The organism is Streptomyces sp. NPDC046977, assembly GCF_040644455.1.
Taxonomy (GTDB): Bacteria; Actinomycetota; Actinomycetes; order Streptomycetales; family Streptomycetaceae; genus Actinacidiphila.
The window spans coordinates 201,203-222,966 of the sequence record NZ_JBEYWO010000015.1 but is presented as its reverse complement, the minus strand read 5'-3'; the positions used below and the strand labels follow the sequence as shown (position 1 = coordinate 222,966).

Here is a 21,764-nt window from a genome sequence, read left to right as displayed (position 1 = left end):
GGGGGGGGCGCCCCCCACCCCCCCCCCCGGGGGGGGGGGGGGGGCGGGGGGGGCCCGGGGCCCGCCCGGGGGGGGGGGGGCCCCCCCCGGGGGGGGGGGGGCCCGGCCCTCCGCCGTTCGGCCCTCAGGCCGGGAGTTGCCCGTCAGAGGTTTTCGGTCAGCCACTCCTCCACGGCCCGCGTGGTCGTCGCCACGTGCTGCTCCATCATGGTGAAGTGGTCGCCCTCCACGTCGACGGCGGTGTGCTCCAGGTCCCAGTACGAACGCCAGTCGCCGTCCGTGGGCCGGAACCAGTCGAAGAACCGCTCCCCGGCCCGCACCAGCAGCGTCGGCGACGTCACCGCCGTCGGCTTCCAGCCCGCGAAGAGCCGGAAGTAGGCGCCCATGGCCAGCAGTCGGGTGTCGTCGACCGGCACATAGGTGTCCTGGCGCTCTGCGATGCCCTGGCCGAGACCGGGCTGCAGGCCCACGAGCGCGTCGTCGTCGTGCGAGTAGATGTCGATCAGCACCACGGCCGCGGGACGGGTTCCCTCGCTCTCCAGCCGCTCGGCGACCGCGTGCGCGAGCATGCCGCCCGACGAGTGGCCGAGCAGCACGAACGGCGCGCCGCCGGTGTTGCGCAGTACGGCCTCCGCCTGCGCCTCGATCACGGCCTCCACGGACGTCGGCAGCTGCTCACCGCGCAGGAAGCCCGGCACGCCGAGCGCCCACACGTCCCGGTGGCCCCGGAACCCGGAGGCGAACCGGGCGTACTGGTGCGGGCCCGAGATCGACAGGATCGAGGGGAAGCAGACCACTCCGGGCCCCGTCTCGCCCCGGGACAGCCGCACGAAGGCGGGTGCCTTGCGCAGTTCGGCCGGAGAGGCGAACGAGGGCCGGAACCGCGAGGCCTGCATCAGCATTTCCATGAACTGGCCCGAGGTGCCCTGTGCGCCGGCCTCCTGGAGCATCGCGCCGAACACTCCGGAGCCCTCGTCCGCGGCGTTCCCCGCCTCGCCCGTGTCTCCCGCGGGCGACTGCGCGCCGCCGGAGGCCCCGGCGAGTTCGGCACGCAGCAGCCCGGCGACCAGGATGGGGGTCGGGTAGTCGAAGAGCAGGGTGGGAGGCAGCCGCAGGCCCGTCGCCGCGTTGAGCTGGTTGCGCAGCTCCACGGCGGTCAGCGAGTCCAGACCGAGCTCCAGGAACTCCTGGGTCTCCCCCACCGCGTCGGGCGAGGGGTAGGCGAGCACGGCCGCGACCTGTGCGCGCACGACGTCGAGCAGCACCCGCTCCTGCTCCTCCTCGGACAGCCCCGGCAGCTCCGCGAGCCGTCGGGCGGCCGCCGATGCCGCCGCCTCACCGGCACTGTGCCCGGCGGCCCTGCGGGGCCCACCGCGCACCAGCCCGCGGAAGACCGCCGGAAGGGCACCGGTCTCCGCCCGGGCCCGCAGCGGTGCGGTGTCCAGATGCATGGCGACCAGGACGCTGTTCTCGGCGGTGGTCAGGGCACAGGCCGTGTCGAACAGGGCCAGGCCCTGCGCGGAGGTCAGCGGGGACAGTCCGGCGCGCGCCAGGCGCTGCATGTCGGCGGCCGTGAGCTCGCCGGTCATCCCGCTGGGCGTCTCCCACAGTCCCCATGCCAGAGACACGGCGGGCAGCCCCGCCGCTCGCCGGTGCTGGGCGAGAGCGTCGAGACAGGCGTTCGCCGCCGCGTAGTTGGCCTGCCCGGGGTTGCCGAGCGTGCCGGCCACCGACGAGAACAGCACGAAGGCGGCGAGGTCGGCGTCCCGCGTCAGCTCGTGCAGGTGCAGCGCCGCGTCCACCTTCGGACGCAGGACGGTGTCGATCCGCTCGGGCGTCAGCGACGGAACGAGTCCGTCGTCGAGGCGGCCGGCCGCGTGGACGACCGCGGTGAGCGGGTGCTCGGCGGGGATGGCCGCGAGCAGCGCCGCCAGCGCTTCCCGGTCGGACGCGTCGCAGGCGACGACGGTCGCCTCGGCGCCGAGCGCGGTGAGGTCCGCGACGAGTTCCGCGGCTCCGTCGGCGTCGGGGCCGCGCCTGCTGGTGAGCACGAGGTGCCCCACGCCCTGTTCCGTGACCAGGTGCCGGGCCAGGAGGGCGCCCAGCACGCCGGTGCCTCCGGTGATGAGGACGGTGCCCTTCGGGTCGAGGGCGGGGACCTGTGTGTCCTCGGTCAGTTCGGCGAGTTCGGCGAGTTCGGTCGCGTCGGGGCGCGCCGCGGGGACCCTGGCCAGCCGTGCGGCGTGCAGCGTTCCCCCGCGGAGGGCGAGTTGCTGCTCCCCGGCCGACTGCGCGGCAGCGGCGGCCGCCAGGAGCGGGCCGAGCTTCGCCGGGGCGTCGCCGCCGTCGTCCTGCGCGTCGAGGTCGAGCAGCAGGAGGCGGCCGGGGTTCTCGGACTGCGCCGAGCGCACCAGGCCCCACACCGCCGCGTGGGCCACGTCGCGTACGCCCTCGCCGGGCCAGGCCTCGACGGCGCCGCGTGTCACGAACGCGAGCCGTGAAGCGGCGAGCGACTCCTCGGCCGACCACGCCTGCGCGAGCGCGAGCGCGGAGTGCGCCGCGTGCCGGGCCTCCTCCGCGACCTGCGCCGCGCTCCCGGCGCCTGCCGAGACGGACGAGACGAACGAGACCAGCACGGTGTCCGGCGACGGCTTGCCCGCCGCCACCACACCGGCCAGTGCGTCGAGGTCCGCGTACACCTCGACCGCGGCGCCCGTTGCCCGCAGCTCGGCCTCGAGGCCGAGCGGGTCGGTGCCGACCACGGCCCAGCTGCCGGTCTCCGGGGCGGTGCCACCGGCAGCCACGGCGGGCCACTCCAGCCGGAACAGCGACTCGTGGAACGCGGGGGCGGCCGCCCGCAGTCCGGCGGGGTTCACTTCCCTCAGCAGCAGCGACTCGACCGACACGACCGGTTCGCCGCGCTCGTCGAACGCCGCGAGCGAGACCGCGCCGGAGCCCGCGGGGGCCAGGCGCACCCGCAGCGCGCCGGCGCCGACGGCGTGCAGGCCGACACCGCCGAAGGAGAAGGGCAGACGCATGCGGGGGCCGTCCTCGCCCGGCTGCTCGTCGCCGGCGACGAGGAAGGAGCCGAGCACGATGCCGTGGAGGCCCGCGTCCAGCAGCGCGGGGTGGACCCCGAACTGCCCGGCCTGGGCCAAGGCCTCGTCGGGCAGCAGCAGTTCGGCGAAGAGCTCGTCACCGCGGCGCCAGGCCGCCCGCAGGTTGCGGAACGCCGGGCCGTACGCGAAGCCGACTGCGGCGAAGCCGTCGTACAGGCCCGTCACGTCCAGCGGTTCCGCCCCGGCCGGGGGCCAGACCGCCGCGTCCAGCGCCGGCGGCGGGGTCGTCGCGGCCACCGGGCCGAGCAGTCCGCTCGCGTGCCGCGTCCACGGCACGTCCAGGCCGCTCTCGCCGCTCGCGGCCTCGGGGCGCGAGTGCACGTGCAGCGCGCGCCGCCCGTTCGCGTCCGGCTCGGCCAGCGACAACCGCAGCTGGAGCGCGCCGCGTTCGGGCAGGACGAGCGGCGCCTCCAGGGTGAGTTCCTCCAGCAGCTCGGTGCCGGCCCGCTGGCCGGCGTGCAGGGCCAGTTCGACGAACGCGGTCCCCGGCAGCAGCACCGCGCCCGAGACGGCGTGGTCGGCCAGCCACGGGTGGGAGTCGAGCGAGAGGCGGCCGGTGAACAGCAGTCCTTCGGAGTCGGGGAGTTCGACGGCCGCTCCGAGCAGAGGGTGCTCGGCCCGGCCGAGACCGGCCGACGCCACGTCGCCGACCTGCGCGACCGGCACGTCGATCCAGTACCGCTCCTGCTGGAACGCGTACGTGGGCAGGTTTGCCAGGCGCGCGCCGGTCCCGGCGAAGTACGCCTCCCAGTCCACCTTGCCACCGCGCACGTGCACGAGGCCGAGGGCACCGGTCACCGTCTCCGCCTCGGGGCGGGAGGAGCGCAGGGCGGGGGCGAAGGCGGCGCCTTCGGCCGTCAGGCACTCCTGCGCCATCGCCGACAGCACACCGTCCGGGCCGAGTTCGAGGTACGTGGTGACGCCCGCGGCCTCCAGGGCACGGATGCCGTCGAGGAAGCGGACCGCCTCACGGACGTGCCGCACCCAGAAGTCGGGCGAGGACATCTCGTCGCTGACGACGGTGCCGGTGAGGTTGGAGACGACGGGGATGCGCGGGGCGGCGTAGGCCAGGCCCGCGGCGACCTCGCGGAAGGCGTCGAGCATGCCGTCCATGTGCGGCGAGTGGAAGGCGTGGCTGACCGTCAGGCGCTTGGACTTGCGGTCCGGGAAAGCCTCCACGATCGCCGTTGCCGCGTCCTCGTCACCGGCGATGACGACCGACTGCGGGCCGTTGACAGCGGCGATGCTGACGCGGTCGTTCAGCAGCGGCAGGACCTCGTCCTCCGAAGCCTGCAACGCGATCATCACGCCGCCCCTGGGCAGCGCCTGCATCAGCCGACCACGAGCTTCGACCAGCGCACACGCGTCCTCAAGCGAGAACACCCCGGCGACGTGGGCGGCGGCGATCTCGCCGATGGAGTGGCCGGACAGGAAGTACGGCTTCACACCCCAGCTCTCCAGCAGCCGGAACAGGGCCACCTCCACCGCGAACAGTGCCGGCTGCGTGTAGGCGGTCTCGTTCAGCGCGTCGACGTCGGCGCCGAACAGCACCTGCTTCAGCGGGATGTCGAGGTGCGCGCAGACCGCGTCCAGCGCGTCCGCGAACACGGGGTAGGCGTCGTACAGCTCCCGCCCCATCCCCAGGCGCTGACTGCCCTGCCCCGTGAAGAGGAAGGCGAGCTTTCCGGCGTTCACCGTTCCGCGCGTCACCGACGCCGCCGGGCCATCCGCCTCCACAGCGGACAAGCCGCGCAGCAGCTCGTCCCGGTCGGAGGCCACAACCACCGCACGGTGCTCAAAGACCGCGCGCTTGGTGGCGAGCGTGTAGGCGACGGCGAGGTCGTCCCCGCCCGCGACGCTCTCCAAGTGCGTCCGCAGACGGGACGCCTGGTCGCGCAGCGCTTCCGCGGACTTCGCGGAGAGCACGTGGGGCCGCACGGGCAGGGCGCGCTCGCCGGCGGGCGGCGTCGCGTTCCTCCTCAGCTGAGCGGGGTCGTCGGGGGCCTGCTCGATGATCGTGTGGGCGTTGGTGCCGCTGATGCCGAACGACGAGATACCGGCACGGCGCGGGCGTCCGGTCTCCGGCCAGTCCCTCGGCTCGGTCAGCAGCGAGACCGCGCCCTCGGACCAGTCCACGTGCGGGCTGGGCTCGTCCACGTGCAGCGTCCTGGGCAGCACACCGTGCCGCATCGCCAGGATCATCTTCATGATGCCGGCGACACCGGCGGCGGCCTGCGTGTGACCGAAGTTGGACTTCACCGAGCCGAGCCAGAGCGGCTGCTCGTCGCTGTGCTCCTGGCCGTACGTCGCCAGCAGCGCCTGCGCCTCGATCGGGTCGCCGAGCCTGGTTCCGGTGCCGTGCGCCTCCACGACATCCACGTCGGCGGCGGTGAGCCGGGCATTGGCCAGGGCCTGCCGGATCACGCGCTGCTGGGACGGGCCGTTCGGGGCGGTGAGGCCGTTGCTCGCGCCGTCCTGGTTGATGGCGGAGCCGCGCAGCAGCGCCAGCACCGGGTGGCCGTTGCGGCGGGCGTCCGACAGCCGCTCCACGAGCAGCATGCCGACACCCTCGCCCCACGCGGTGCCGTCGGCCGCGGCGGCGAACGGCTTGCACCGGCCGTCGGCGGACAGTCCGCGCTGAATGCTGAACGCGACGAACGTGCCCGGCGTCGCCATCACCGTGACACCGCCGGCCAGCGCCAGATCGCACTCGCCGTTGCGCAGCGCCTGAGCGGCGAGGTGGAGCGTGACGAGGGAGGACGAGCAGGCTGTGTCGACCGTGACGGCAGGGCCCTCCAGGCCGAAGGTGTAGGACACGCGACCGGAGACGACGCTGCCGGAACTGGCGGTGCCCATGTAGCCCTCGAGGCCTTCCGGAGCGCGGTGGAGCAGAGTGCCGTAGTCGTTGTACATCACGCCCGCGAAGACACCCGTACGGCTGCCTCTCACCGAGGCCGGGTCGATGCCCGCCCGCTCGAACGCCTCCCACGACGTGTCCAGCAGCAGGCGCTGCTGCGGGTCGGTGGCCAGGGCCTCACGCGGCGACATCCCGAAGAACGTCGGGTCGAAGTGGTGGGCGTCGTGGAGGAATCCACCGTTCATGCTGTAACTCGTGCCCGGGCGGTCGGAGTCCGGGTCGAACAGCTCGGCCATGTTCCAGCCGCGGTCGTCCGGCATCTCGGAGATGGCGTCCCGGCCCTCCGAGACCAGCTCCCACAGGTCCTCGGGAGTGCGGACACCGCCGGGGAAGCGGCAGGCCATCGCCACGATCGCGATCGGCTCGTCGTCGCGGACGGCGACCGTCACGGGCGCGTCGATCGCCTGCTGTCCGCCCAGCAGCTCGGAGTGCAGGTAGTCGGCCAGGACCGCGGGGGTCGGGTAGTCGAAGACGAGGGTGGCGGGCAGCCGCACACCGGTCGCGGTGCCGAGCCGGTTGCGCAGCTCGACGGCCGTCAGCGAGTCGAAGCCGACCTCACTGAACGCGCGCGCCGGTACGACCGCCTCCGGCCCGTCGAACCCGAGCACCGCCGCGACCTGGGCGCGGACGAGGTCGAGCACGGCGTCGGCCCGCTCGCTCTCGGGCAGGGCGGCCAGCTGCCGGGCGAGCTTGCCCGCGGAGGCCGAAGCGGCCCGGGCGGCACGCCGGTTGGGGACCCGGACCAGACCGCTGAGCAGCGGCGGCAGCATCCCGCCACCGGCGACCTGGGCACGCAGGGCGCCAAGGTCCAGCTTCATCGGCACGAACAGCGCGGTGCCGGAGGCGGCGGCGGTGTCGAAGAGCGCCAGGCCCTCCTGCTCGGACAGAGCGTTGACGCCGCCTCGTCCGAGGCGGGACACCTCACCGGCGGCGAGCTCGCCGGCCATACCGCCGTCCCACAGACCCCAGGCCAGTGAGGTCGCGGCTAGGCCCTGCGCCCGGCGGTGAGCGGCGAGAGCGTCGAGGAAGACGTTGGCGGCCGCGTAGTTCGCCTGACCCGCGCCACCGAAGACACCGGCGGCGGAGGAGAACAGGACGAAGGCCGCCAGGTCCATGTCCTGCGTGAGCTCGTGCAGGTTCCACGCCGCGTCCACCTTCGGACGCAGCACCGACGACAGACGCTCCTGGTCCAGAGACGCGATCACGCCGTCGTCCAGCACACCCGCGGTGTGCACCACCGCCGACAGCGGACGCTCCGCCAGTAGCCCGGCCAGGGCGTCCCGGTCGGCCACATCGCACGCCGCCCACACCACCGACGCACCCAGCTCCGTCAGTTCAGCGGACAGGGCCGCCGCGCCCGGGGCGTCCCCGCCGCGACGGCTGACCAGCAGCAGATCCCGCACCCCGTACTCAGACACCAGATGACGCGCGAACAGCCCGCCCAGCGCACCACTGGCACCCGTCACCAACACCGTGCCCTCAAGGACCGGGAGTTCGACGTCGGGATCCGCGACGGCCCGCGCCAGACGCGGCGCCAGGAACTCCCCGTCCCGGACGGCGACTTCGGGCTCACCGGTGGCCAACGCCGCTGCCACGATCTCCGGGGCGATCTCACCGTCGAGGTCGACCAGACCGAACCGGCCCGGGTTCTCCGACTGCGCCGAACGGATCAGACCCCACACCGACGCGTGCACCAGATCCGCGACCCCGTCACCCGGCACAGCAGCCGCCGCACCCCGCGTCAGGAACACGAGACGCGAGTCGGCGAACCGCTCGTCGCCCAGCCACTCCCGCACCAGGTCCAGCACGCGCCCGGTCTCCGCGTGCACGGCGTCCGCGACGTCCTGAACCGGCTCGTCCGGCACACACGGCACGACCATGACCGCGGGGACGGTCCCGCCCTCCGCGGCCACCGCGCCCAGCGCCGCGAGATCCGCGAACACCTGAGAACCGGCGCCCAGCAGCATCCAGTCCTCGACCGCCGCGCCGCCACCGGAAACAGGTGACCAGCGGACCTCGAACAGAGCATCGCCGCTCCCGGCACCCGGCCCCGCGAACTGCTCCGGCGAGAAGGCCCGCAACGCCAGACCCCGCACCGACGCCACCGGCTCGCCCTCGGCGTCCGCCAGCTCCAGCGCCACCACATCCCGGCCCGCCGGCGACAACCGCACCCGGACCTCGGACGCGCCCACCGCGTGCACGGCCACGCCCGACCAGGAGAACGGCAGTCGTCCCTGCCCGGTGTCCTCGACGAGACCGCCGACGGTGATGGCGTGCAGGGCCGCGTCCAGCAGCGCGGGGTGGAGCCCGAACTGCTCGGCCCCGGGAACGGTCTCGTCACCGAGTCCGACCTCGGCGAACACGTCCTCGCCACGGCGCCACACCGAGCGCAGCCCCTGGAAGACCGATCCGTACGCGAACCCGGCCATCGCCAGGGCCTCGTACAGTCCGTCGATCGCGACCGGCTCCGCGCCGGGCGGCGGCCACGCCGCCAGGTCGAACGCCGGCTCCGCCGTCCGCTCCGCGAGCAGGCCGGTCGCGTGCCGCACCCACGACACCTCGTCCACCGCGCGATCGGCGCGGGAGTGGAAGGCGACCGGCCGTCGGCCCGACTCGTCGGTTGCTCCGACGCTGATCTGCAGTTGGAGCGCGCCGCGTTCGGGCAGAACGAGCGGCGCCTCCAGCGTCAGCTCCTCCAGCAGCTCGGTACCGGCCCGCTGACCGGCGTGCAGAGCCAGTTCGACGAACGCGGTCCCCGGCAGCAGCACCGCGCCGGAGACAGCGTGGTCGGCCAGCCACGGGTGGGAGTCGAGCGAGAGGCGAGCGGTGAACAACAGCCCTTCGGAGTCGGGGAGTTCGACCGCCGCTCCGAGCAGCGGGTGCTCCGCCCGCCCGAGGCCGGCCGACGCCACGTCGCCGACCTGCGCGACCGGCACGTCGATCCAGTACCGCTCCTGCTGGAAGGCGTACGTCGGGACGTCCGCAAGGCGGGCGCCGGTCCCGGCGAAGTACGCCTCCCAGTCCACCTTGCCACCGCGCACGTGCACGAGGCCGAGGGCACCGGTCACCGTCTCCGCCTCGGGGCGGGAGGAGCGCAGGGCGGGGGCGAAGGCGGCACCCTCAGCGGTCAGGCACTCCTGCGACATCGCCGACAGCACACCGTCCGGGCCGATTTCGAGGTACGTGGTGACGCCCGCGGCCTCCAGGGCACGGACACCGTCCAGGAAGCGGACCGCCTCACGGACATGCCGCACCCAGAAGTCGGCCGAGGCCATCTCGTCGGTGACAACCGCACCGGTGAGGTTCGAGACCACCGGGATGCGCGGGGCTACAAAGGAGAGCCCCGACACCACCTCGCGGAATTCCGCCAGCATGCCGTCCATGTGGGGCGAGTGGAAGGCGTGGCTGACCGTCAGGCGCTTGGACTTCCGGTCCGGGAAAGCCTCCACGATCGCCGTCGCGGCATCCTCGTCACCCGCGATCACCACCGCCTGCGGGCCGTTGACGGCCGCGATGCTCACGCGGTCGTTCAGCAACGGCAGAACCTCGTCCTCCGAAGTCTGCAGCGCGATCATCACACCGCCCGTGGGCAGCGCCTGCATCAGCCGACCACGAGCCTCGACCAGCGTGCACGCGTCCTCCAGCGAGAACACCCCGGCGACGTGGGCAGCGGCGATCTCACCGATGGAGTGGCCGGACACGAAGTCCGGCTTCACGCCCCAGCTCTCCAGCAGCCGGAACAGGGCCACTTCCACCGCGAACAGCGCCGGCTGCGTGAACTCCGTCCGGTCCAAGGCCTCCGCGTCGTCGCCGAACAGCACATCCTTCAGCGGGATGTCGAGGTGCGCGCACACCGCGTCCAGCGCCTGCGCGAACACGGGGTAGGCCGCGTACAGCTCACGCCCCATCCCCAGCCGCTGACTGCCCTGCCCCGTGAAGAGGAAAGCGAGCTTTCCGGCGTTCACCGTTCCGCGCGTCACCGACGCCGCCGGGCCGTCGCCCTCGACAGCGGACAGGCCTCGCAGCAGATCGTCCCGGCCCGAGGCCACGACCACCGCGCGGTACTCGAAAGCCGCGCGCTTCGTGGCGAGCGTGTAGGCCACGTCGGCACCGGCGAGCCCGGAATCGCGCAGACGGGACGCCTGGTCGCGCAGCGCTTCCGCGGACTTCGCCGACAGCACATACGGCAGGGCCGGCCCGGCGTCCTCCGCGGGCGCCGGCTCCGCCGCGCCGACGGCCGGCGCGAGGCCGTCGGGGGCCTGCTCGATGATCGTGTGGGCGTTGGTGCCGCTGATGCCGAACGACGACACGGCGGCGCGACGGGGTCGTCCCGTCTCCGGCCAGTCCATGCGCTCGGTCAGCAGCGAGACCGCGCCCTCGGACCAGTCCACGTGCGGGCTGGGCTCGTCCACGTGGAGGGTCTGCGGCAGCACCCCGTGCCGCAGGGCCATCACCATCTTGATCACGCCGGCGACGCCGGCGGCGGCCTGCGTGTGGCCGAAGTTGGACTTCACCGAGCCGAGCCAGAGCGGCTGCTCGTCGCTGTGCTCCTGGCCGTACGTCGCCAGCAGCGCCTGCGCCTCGATCGGGTCGCCGAGCGTCGTGCCGGTGCCGTGCGCCTCGACCACGTCGATCTCGGCCGCCGACAGGCTCGCACTCGCGAGCGCGGCACGGATCACGCGCTGCTGGGACGGGCCGTTCGGCGCCGTCAGGCCGTTGCTCGCACCGTCCTGGTTCACTGCCGAGCCGCGGAGCAGCGCCAGCACCGGGTGGCCGTTGCGGCGGGCGTCCGACAGCCGCTCCACGAGCAGCATGCCGACGCCCTCACCCCAGCCCGTGCCGTCGGCGGCAGCCGCGAACGGCTTGCAGCGCCCGTCGGCGGACAGTCCGCGCTGAATGCTGAACGCCACAAAGGTGCCCGGCGTCGCCATCACGGTCACGCCGCCGGCCAGCGCGAGATCGCACTCGCCGTTGCGCAGCGCCTGAGCGGCAAGGTGCAGTGACACCAGCGAGGAGGAGCACGCGGTGTCGACGGTGACGGCAGGGCCCTCCAGGCCGAAGGTGTAGGACACGCGACCGGAGGCGACGCTGCCCGAACTCGACGTGCCGATGTAGCCTTCGAGGCCTTCCGGTGCGCGGTGGAGCAGAGTGCCGTAGTCGTTGTACATCACGCCCGCGAAGACGCCCGTACGGCTGCCGCGCACCGTCGCCGGGTCGATGCCGGCCCGCTCGAACGCCTCCCACGACGTCTCCAGCAGCAGCCGCTGCTGCGGGTCGGTCGCGAGCGCCTCTCGCGGCGACATACCGAAGAACGTCGGGTCGAAGTGGTGCGCGTCGTACAGGAACGCGCCGTTCATGCTGTAGGTCGTGCCCGGACGGTCGGAGTCCGGGTCGAACAGCTCGGCGATGTCCCAGCCGCGGTCGTCCGGCATCTCGGAGATGGCGTCCCGCCCCTGCGAGACCAGGTCCCACAGGCCCTCGGGAGAGCTGACCCCGCCGGGGAAGCGGCAGGCCATCGCCACGATCGCGATCGGCTCGTCGTCACGGACCGCGACCCTGGTCTGAGCAGCCGCTTCCTGTGCGCCGAGCAGTTCGGCAGTGAGGTACCGGGCCAGGACGGTGGGCGTCGGGTAGTCGAAAACGAGGGTGGCGGGCAGCCGCACACCGGTCGCGGTGCCGAGCCGGTTGCGCAGCTCGACGGCGGTCAGCGAGTCGAAGCCGACCTCGCTGAACGCGCGCGCCGGGTCGACCGCGTCCGGCCCGTCGAACCCGAGCACCGAGGCGACCTGGGTGCGGACGAGTTCCAGTACGGACGCCTCACGCTCGGCCACGGGCAGGGCGGCCAGCTGCCGGGCGAGCTTGCCCGCGGAGGCCGAAGCAGCGCGGGCGGCGCGCCGGTTGGGAACGCGGACCAGACCGCTGAGCAACGGCGGCAGCATCCCGCCACCGGCGACCTGGGCACGCAGGGCGCCAAGGTCGAGCTTCACGGGCACGAACAGCGCGGTGCCGGAAGCCGTGGCGGTGTCGAAGAGCGCCAGGCCCTCCTGCTCCGAGAGGGCATTCACACCGCCGCGTCCCAGGCGCGAGACGTCATCGGCGTCCAGGTCGCTCGCCAGGCCGCCGTCCCACAGGCCCCACGCCAGCGACGTCGCCGCCAGACCCTGCGCCCTGCGGTGCGCGGCCAGCGTGTCGAGGAAGACGTTCGCCGCCGCGTAGTTCGCCTGACCGGCGCCACCGAAGACACCGGCGGCGGAGGAGAACAGCACGAAGGCCGCCAGGTCTATGTCCCGCGTGAGCTCGTGGAGGTTCCACGCCGCGTCCACCTTCGGACGCAGCACCGACGACAGGCGCTCCTGGTCCAGGGAGGCGATCACGCCGTCGTCCAGCACACCCGCGGTGTGCACCACCGCCGACAGCGGCACCTCCGCCGGAATCGCCTCCAGCACCGCGGACAGCCCGTCCCGGTCGGCCACATCGCACGCCGCCCACACCACCGACGCACCCAGACCCGCCAGTTCAGCGGTCAGGTCCTCAGCACCCGGGGCGTCCTCGCCGCGACGGCTGACCAGCAGGAGGCTGCGCACGCCGTACTCAGTCACCAGGTGACGCGCGAACATCCCGCCCAGCAGGCCGCTCGCGCCCGTCACCAGCACCGTGCCCTCGAGGACCGGAGGTTCGGCGTCGGGATCCGCGACGGCCCGCGCCAGGCGCGGCGCCAGGAACTCCCCGGCCCGGACGGCAATCTCCGGCTCACCGGAGGCGAGGGCCGACGACAGCGCCCGCGCGTCCGCTTCGGCGTCGCCCTCGCCGTCGAGGTCGACCAGACCGAAGCGCCCCGGGTTCTCCGACTGCGCCGCCCGCACCAGGCCCCACACCGGGGCGTGCACCAGGTCCGTCACGTCCTCGTCCGGAAGCACGGCCATCGCGCCCCGGGTCAGGAACACCAGGCGCGAGCCGGCGAACCGCCCGTCGGCCAGCCACTCCTGCACCAGGCCCAGGGCCCGCCCGGTCTCGGCGTGCACCGCGTCGGGCAGGTCCCGTACGGCGTCGTCCTTCACGCACGGTACGACCACCACCGAGGGGACGGCGTCGCCCTCGGTGAGCGCCGCGCCCAGCGCCGCCAGGTCGGCGTACGCCGACTCGGGGCCGCCGAGCGTCGTCCACTCCTCGGCGGCGGCCGCGGAACCGCCGGACGGGACGGTCGTCCACTGGACCTGGAAGAGCGCGTCACCCTGACGGCCGCCCGGTCCGGCGAACTGCTCCGGCGAGAACGTCCTCAGCGCGAGACTGCGCACGGACGCCACCGGCGCGCCCTCGGCGTCCGCCACCTGCAACGCCACCGCGTCGCGGCCCGCGCGCGAGAGCCGCACCCTCAGCTCGGACGCGCCGACGGCGTGCACGGACACACCCGACCACGCGAACGGCAGACGCCCCTGCCGGGTGTCGTCGACGAGGCCACCGACACCGATGGCGTGCAACGCGCCGTCCAGGAGGGCCGGGTGGAGGGCGAACTGTTCGGCGCCCGGCTCGGTCTCGTCCCCGAGGTTCACCTCGGCGAAGACGTCCTCGCCCTCGCGCCAGACCCCTCGCAGTCCCTGGAAGAGCGGGCCGTACTCGAACCCGGCCACGGCCAGCGCCTCGTACAGTCCGTCGATCGCGACCGGCTCGGCGCCGGGCGGCGGCCACGCCGCCAGGTCGAACGCCGGCTCCTCCGCCCTGTCCGCCAGGACCGCGGTCGCGTGCCGCACCCACGGCTCGTCGTCCCCGGCACGGTCCGCACGGGAGTGGAAGGCGACCGGGCGGCGTCCCGACTCGTCGGGCGCGCCGACGCTGATCTGCAACTCGACGGCGCCCTCTTCGGGGAGCACCAGCGGGGCTTCCAGGGTCAGGTCCTCGACCAGGCCGCAGCCGACCTGGTCGCCGGCGCGGACGGCCAGTTCGACGAAGGCCGTACCGGGGAGCAGCACCGTGCCGGAGACGGCGTGGTCGGCGAGCCACGGGTGCGTGTCGAGCGACAGCCGGCCGGTGAGGAGCAGGCCCTCGGCGTCGGCGAGCGCCACGGAGGTCGCCAGCAGCGGGTGATCGGCGGAGCGGAAGCCGGCCGAGGTCACGTCCCAGCCGATGGTTCCGGCGTCGAGCCAGTAATGCTCGCGTTCAAAGGCGTAGGTGGGGAGGTCCACGCGCTGTGCGCCGGTCGCGGCGAACACGGCCTGCCAGTCCACGGACGCGCCGTGGACGTAGGCCTCACCCAGGGAGAGCCAGAACCGCTCCAAGCCGCCTTCGTTGCGGCGCAGCGAGCCGAGGACCGCGGCCTCGCGGCCGGCGTCCTCGACGGTCTCCTGCAGCCCGACCGTCAGCACCGGGTGGGGGCTGGACTCGATGAACACCCCGAAGCCCTGCTCCAGCAGGGTTCGGACCGCCTGCTCCAGCTCGACGGTCTGGCGCAGGTTGCGGAACCAGTAACCGCCGTCCAGCTCGGGTCCGGTCATCCACTCGCCGGTCACCGTCGACAGGAACGGCACCTGCGCCTCACCCGGGGTGATCGGCGCCAGAAGCTTCCCGAGTTCTTCTTCGAGGAGGTCGACCTGCGCCGAATGCGACGCGTAGTCGACCGCGATCCGCCGCGCCCGCACCCCGTCCGCCTCGCAGGAGGCCAACAGCTCGTCCAGGGCCTCTACTTCGCCGGAGACCACGACCGAGGAGGGGCCGTTCACCGCGGCAACGGAGATCCGGTCCTCGCCCCACGCAGCGATCCGCTCGCGCACCTGCGCGGCCGGCAGCGCCACCGACACCATGCCACCCAGACCCGCGAGCACCCGGCCGATCGCCTGACTGCGCAGAGCCACGACACGGGCCGCATCCTCCAGCGACAAGATCCCCGCCACACACGCGGCCGCGATCTCGCCCTGCGAGTGACCGATCACCGCAGCCGGACGCACCCCCGCGGCCTTCCACACCTCCGCCAGCGACACCATCACCGCGAACAACGCGGGCTGCACCACATCCACGCGCTCCAGCGAAGGAGCGCCCTCCGCACCGCGCAGCACATCCACCAGCGACCAATCGGTGAACGGCTCCAGCGCCCGCGCACACTCCCCCAGCCGCTCCGCGAACACCGGCGAGGAATCCAGCAACTCCGCCGCCATACCGACCCACTGCGAGCCCTGGCCCGGGAACACGAACACCGTCTTGCCGCTGTGGGTCGACCCCTGGACGACGTGGGACGACGGCTCGCCCGCGGCCATAGCGGTGAGGGCCCGTACGTAGTCGGCACGCTCGCGGCCGACCAGGACCGCGCGCCGTGCGTGTGCGGCGCGGGTGGTGGCCAGGGAGTGGCCCACGTCGGCGGGGCGCAGGCCGGGATGGGCCTCCAGGTGGGCGAGGAGACGTTCGGCCTGGCCGCGCAGCGCGTTCTCGCTCTTGGCGGTCAGCGTCCAGGGCAGGACGTCCGAAAGGCTCGACGCGATCAGGACGGGAGGCTGCTCCGGCTCCGCGGTCGCCGCCTCGTCGGCGGTCTCCGCGACCTCGGCGTCGGTCTCGGCGTGGGTCTCGGCCTCCGCAGGAGCGGGGGCAGTCGCCTCCTCGATGATGATGTGCGCGTTGGTGCCGCTGACACCGAACGAGGAGACGGCGGCCCGGCGCGCGCGACCGGTCTCCGGCCAGGCCTGACCCTCCGTCAACAGGGAGACCGCGCCGGCCGACCAGTCCACGTTGGACGAGGGCGTGTCCACGTGCAGGGTCCTGGGGAGCCTGCCGTGGCGGATCGCCATGACCATCTTGATGATGCCGGCGACGCCGGCGGCGGCCTGCGTGTGGCCGATGTTCGACTTGATCGAGCCGAGCCACAGCGGCTGGTCGTCGCTGTGCTCCTTGCCGTAGGTGGCCAGCAGGGCCTGCGCCTCGATGGGGTCGCCCAGCGTCGTGCCGGTGCCGTGTGCCTCGACGGCGTCGACATCGGAGGGCGTGAGGCGCGCGTCGGCCAGGGCGGCGCGGATCACGCGCTGCTGGGACGGGCCGTTGGGGGCGGTGAGGCCGTTGCTCGCGCCGTCCTGGTTGACGGCGGAGCCGCGGACCACGGCGAGCACGGGGTGGCCGTTGCGCCGCGCGTCCGACAGGCGCTCGACCAGGAGCATGCCCGCGCCCTCGGCCCAGCCGGTGCCGTCGGCCGCGTCGGCGAAGGACTTGCAGCGGCCGTCGAAGGACAGGCCGCGCTGCCGGCTGAACTCGGTGAAGGTGCCCGGCGTGGCCATGACGGTGGCGCCGCCGGCGAGGGCGAGCGAGCACTCGCCCTTGCGGAGCGACTGCATGGCGAGGTGCAGGGTGACGAGGGAGGACGAGCAGGCCGTGTCGACGGTGAGGGCCGGCCCCTCCAGGCCGAAGGTGTACGACACGCGGCCCGAGGCGACGCTGCTGGAGGCGCCGGTGACGAGGTAGCCCTCGGCCTCCTCGGGGATGGACCGCAGGCGCGCCGCGTAGTCGTGGTACATGACGCCCGCGAAGACACCGGTCCGGCTGCCGCGCAGCGAGGCCGGGTCGATGCCGGCGCGCTCGAACACCTCCCACGAGGTCTCCAGCAGGAGCCGCTGCTGCGGGTCCATGGCCAGTGCCTCGCGCGGCGATATCCCGAAGAACGCGGGGTCGAACCAGTTGGCGTCGTGCAGGAAGCCGCCCTGCTGCACGTAGCTCGTGCCCTGCCCGTCGGGGTCGGCGTCGAACAGCCGCTCCATGTCCCAGCCCCGGTCGGTGGGGAACGGGGAGATGGCGTCGGCCCCCTCCGACACGAGCCGCCACAGGTCCTCGGGCGACTCGACGCCGCCCGGGTAGCGGCAGCTCATGCCGACGATCGCGATCGGCTCCGCCTCCGCCGACTCGACCTCTTGAAGCCGGCGACGGGTCTCGTGGAGATCTGCCGTCACGCGCTTCAGGAAGTACCGAAGCTTTTCCTCGTTCATGCTTGCATCCCTCGTACGGAAGTCAGAAAGGCGGAGTCGTGGGAAGGGCGGGCCGGACCGTCGCGTCAGGAGATCCCGAATTCCTTGCCGATGAAGTCGAAGAGGTCGTCATCGGTGGCGGTCTCCAGCACTTCGGCCACGTCGGCGCCGTCGGAGCCCTCGGTCTCACCTGCCGCGCTCCACGCCGCCAGCAGGGCCTGCAGTCGCTCGGTGATCCGGTTCCGGCCGTCGTCGTCCGGCACGGCTTCGACGAGCGTCCGCTCCAGGCGGTCCAGTTCGGCGAGCAGCGGGGGAACCGCCGCGGCGCCGCCCTGCCAGAGCTCGTCGCGCAGGAATTCCACGATGGCGTTCGGGGTCGGGTAGTCGAAGACGAGCGTGGCCGGCAGCCGCACTCCCGTTGCCGCGCCCAGGCGGTTGCGGAGTTCGACCGCGGTGAGGGAGTCGAAGCCGACGTCGCTGAACGACCGTGCGCCGTCGACCGCTTCGGGACCGGCGAAGCCGAGCACGCCCGCGACGTGACCGCGGACCAGCTCCAGCAGCGCCTCCTCGCGTCCCTCCTTCGACAGTCCGGCCAGGCGCTCCCGCAGGGCGGCGCCTCCCTGCGCACCTCCGTCGGCGGCACCCGCCGCGCGCCGGTTGGGGACGCGGACCAGACCGCTGAGCAGCGGCGGCAGCATGCCTCCGCCGGTGACCTGGGCGCGCAGGGCGGTCAGGTCGAGTTTGACGGGTACGAGGGCCGCGGTCGTTGAGGCGGCGGCGCTGTCGAAGAGGGCCAGGCCCTCCTGCTCGGACAGGGCATTGACGCCACCGCGTCCGAGGCGGGACACCTCGCCGGCCTCCAGCTCGCCTGCCATGCCGCCGTCCCACAGGCCCCACGCCAGTGACGTGGCCGCGAGGCCCTGCGCCCTGCGGTGCGCGGCGAGTGCGTCGAGGAAGGAGTTGGCGGCGGCGTAGTTCGCCTGACCCGCGCCGCCGAAGACACCGGCGGCGGAGGAGAAGAGGACGAAGGCCGCCAGGTCCATGTCCTGCGTGAGTTCGTGGAGGTTCCACGCCGCGTCCACCTTCGGACGCAGGACCCTCGACAGGCGCTCCTGGTCAAGGGACGCGATCACGCCGTCGTCCAGGACACCGGCGGTGTGCACCACCGCCGACAGCGGACGCTCCGCCAGCACCCCGGACAGCGCATCGCGGTCGGCCACGTCGCACGCCGCCCACGCCACCGACGCACCCAGACCCGCCAGTTCGGCGGTCAGGTCCCCGGCACCGGGGGCGTCCTCGCCGCGGCGGCTGACCAGGAGCAGGTCCCGTACGCCGTACTCGGTCACCAGATGGCGGGCGAACAGGCTGCCCAGCGCACCACTGGCACCCGTCACCAGCACCGTGCCGTCCAGGGCGAGCGGCTCGGCGTCCGGTGCCACGACCGCGCGGACGAGGCGCGGCACGCGGACCGCGCCGTCCCGCACGGCGGCCTCCGGCTCGCCCGCGGCGAGCACGGCGGGCAGCACCTGGTAGGAGGCTTCTGCGTCGTCGGTGTCGATCAGGAGGAAGCGGCCCGGGTTCTCCGACTGCGCCGACCGCACCAGGCCCCACACCGGGGCATGCGCCAGGTCCGCGACCTCCTCGTCCGGGACGGACGCCACCGCGCCCCGCGTCAGGAAGGCCAGGCGTGAATCGGCGAACCGCTCGTCGCCGAGCCACTCCTGCAGCAGTGCGAGCACCCGTCCGGTCCCGGCGTGCGCCGCACCCGGCAGGTCGTCGGACGCGGCACCGGCCAGCGGCACCACGACGACCTCCGGCAGGGCCTCGCCGTCGCCGGCGAGGGCGGTCAGACCCGCGCACATCTCGTAGCGGACGCCCGCGGCGTCGAGACCCGCGTGGCCGGAACCGTCGGCCATCAGCAGTGCCATGGGGCGCTGCTGGGCGGCCGGCACCGGGGCGAGGTGCAGCGCCGTCCAGTCGACCTCGAACAGCGACTCCATGCGCCCGCCGCGCGCCGCGGCACCGATCTGCTCGGGCGAGACGGCCCGCAGCACGAGCGACTCCACCGAGGCGACGGGCGCCCCGGTCGCGTCGGCCAGGTGCAGGGACACCGTGTCGCGGCCGGCCGGGGCCAGCCGGACGCGTACCGCCGCCGCGCCGGTGGCGTGCAGGCGCACTCCGCCCCACGCGAACGGCAGACGTCCCTGCCCGGTGTCCTCCACGAGTCCGCCGAGGCCGGCGGCGTGGAGGGTGGCGTCGAGGAGGGCCGGGTGCAGCCCGAACCACTCCGCCGTCGCGGCCGCGTCCTCGTCGAGGCCCACCTCGGCGAAGACCTCGTCACCAAGTCGCCAGGCCGCGCGCAGGCCCTGGAAGACCGGGCCGTAGTCGAATCCGGCGGCTGCCATGCCGTCGTACAGCCCGTCGATGGCGATCGGCTCCGCACCCGGCGGCGGCCAGGCCGCCAGGTCGGAAGCGGGGGCCGGGACCGCCGCCGCGGGGGCGAGCACACCGCCCGCGTGCCGCGTCCACGGCTCGTCGGCGGGTGCGTTCTCGCCGCGCGAGTGGAGCGCCACGGCCCGGCGGCCGTCGTCGTCCGCGCCGGCGACGGAGAGCCGCAGCTGCACACCGCCCGACTCCGGCAGCACCAGCGGCGCCTCCAGCGTCAGGTCGTCCAGGACCTCGCTGCCGACCTGCTCGCCGGCGCGCAGCGCCAGTTCGACGAAGGCGGTGCCCGGCAGGAGCACCGAGCCCATGACGGCGTGGTCCGCGAGCCACGGGTGCGTGGTCAGCGACAGGCGCCCGGTGAAGAGGACCCCGTCCGAGTCCGGCAGCTCGACCGCCGCGCCGAGCAGCGGGTGGTCCGCCGCGCCGAGTCCGGCCGAGGTGACGTCGCCGATGAAGTGGCCGCCCGACTCCAGCCAGTACCACTCGCGCTGGAAGGCGTAGGTGGGCAGTTCGACCTGCCGGCCACCGGTCCGCGCGAAGTACGCCTCCCAGTCCACGGTCACTCCCGTGGCGTGGGCCTGGGCGAGTGCGGTGGTGACGGTCTCGGCCTCGGGCCGGCCGCCGCGCAGGGCCGGGGCGAAGGCGGCGCCTTCGGCGGTCAGGCAGTCCTGGGCCATGGCGGAGAGGACGCCGTCGGGGCCGAGTTCGAGATACGTGGTGACGCCCGCCGTCTCCAGGGCCCGGACGCCGTCGAGGAAGCGGACGGCCTCACGGACGTGCCGCACCCAGAAGTCGGGCGACGTCACCTCGTCGGTGACCAGGGCGCCGGTGAGGTTGGAGACGAGGGGGATGCGGGGCGAGGCGTAGGACAGGCCCTCGGCGACCTTGCGGAAGTCCGCGAGCATGGGGTCCATGTGCGGGGAGTGGAAGGCGTGGCTGACCGTCAGCCGCTTCGACTTGCGGTCCGGGAACTCCGCGGCGATGGCGACCGCGGCGTCCTCGTCACCGGCGATGACCACCGAGCGCGGCCCGTTGACGGCGGCGATGCTCACCCGCTCGTTCAGCAGCGGCAGGACTTCGTCCTCGGCCGCTTCGAGGGCGATCATCACACCGCCCGTGGGCAGTGCCTGCATCAGCCGTCCGCGCGCCTCGACCAGCGTGCTGGCGTCCGCCAGGGACAGCACCCCGGCGACGTGGGCGGCGGCGATCTCGCCGATGGAGTGACCGGAGAGGTAGTCCGGCTTCACGCCCCACGACTCGACCAGTCGGAAGAGCGCCACTTCGACGGCGAAGAGGGCCGGCTGCGTGTTCGCGGTCTCGTTCAGCAGGTCGCTGTCGTCGCCGAACAGGACGTCCTTCAGCGGCACATCGAGGTGCGCGCAGACCGCGTCGAGCGCGCCGGCGAACACCGGGTAGGTGTCGTACAGCTCCCGGCCCATGCCGAGTCGCTGGCTGCCCTGCCCGGTGAAGAGGAAGGCGAGCTTTCCGGCGCCTGCCGTGCCCCGCACCACCGAGGCCGCCGGGCCGTCGGCCTCCACGGCCGCCAGGCCGCGCAGCAGCTCGTCCCGGCCGGGGGCGACAACGACCGCACGGTGCTCGAAGGCGGCGCGCCGGGTGGCGAGGGTGTACGCCACATCGGCGGCGGCGAGGCCAGGTGCCTCTTCGAGGTGGGCCCGCAGTCGGGCCGCCTGGTCGCGGAGGCCGTCCGGGGTCTTGGCCGACAGCACGTACGCGCGGACGGAACCGTCGTCCTCGGCGGGAGCCTGGGCGACGCTCTGGCGCGGGGCGAGGTCGTCGGGGGCCTGCTCGATGATCGTGTGGGCGTTGGTGCCGCTGATGCCGAACGACGAGATGCCGGCGCGGCGCGGGCGGCCGGTCTCCGGCCAGTCCGTCTGCTCGGTCAGCAGCGAGACCGCGCCCTCGGACCAGTCCACGTGCGGAGTCGGCTCGTCCACGTGCAGCGTCCGCGGCAGCACGCCGTGGCGCATCGCCATGATCATCTTGATGATGCCCGCCACGCCTGCCGCGGCTTGGGTGTGGCCGATGTTGGACTTGACCGAGCCCAGCCACAGCGGCTGCTCGTCGCCGTGCTCCTGACCGTAGGTGGCCAGGAGGGCCTGGGCCTCGATCGGGTCGCCCAGCGTCGTGCCCGTACCGTGCGCCTCGACCGCGTCGATCTCGGCGGCGGTGAGCCGGGCATTGGCCAGGGCCTGCCGGATCACACGCTGCTGGGAGGGACCGTTGGGGGCGGTGAGGCCGTTGCTGGCACCGTCCTGGTTGATCGCCGAGCCGCGGACCACCGCGAGGACCGGGTGGCCGTTGCGGCGGGCGTCGGACAGCCGCTCGACGAGC

The 21,764-nt window shown here is 73.7% G+C and carries 2 protein-coding genes (1 of these 2 cut by a window edge); both read right to left on the bottom strand.

Annotated features, from left to right (window positions below; translation table 11 throughout):
- Positions 1-143: 143 nt before the first annotated feature.
- Complete coding sequence (locus ABZ883_RS22805) at positions 144-16,988, bottom strand: type I polyketide synthase (RefSeq protein WP_360908800.1); 16,845 nt, start codon at positions 16,986-16,988, stop codon at positions 144-146.
- A gap of 65 nt (positions 16,989-17,053) precedes the next feature.
- Positions 17,054-21,764, bottom strand: partial view of an SDR family NAD(P)-dependent oxidoreductase gene (locus tag ABZ883_RS22800; protein ID WP_360908798.1) — the final stretch only. It continues 22,847 nt past the right edge of the window; only the last 4,711 of its 27,558 coding nucleotides appear in the window; the start codon falls outside the window, past its right edge; its stop codon occupies positions 17,054-17,056.

Excerpts from the sequence above, each read along its gene's own strand:
- ABZ883_RS22805 (WP_360908800.1), bottom strand. The coding sequence starts at position 16,988 with ATGAACGAGGAAAAGCTTCGGTACTTCCTGAAGCGCGTGACGGCAGAT.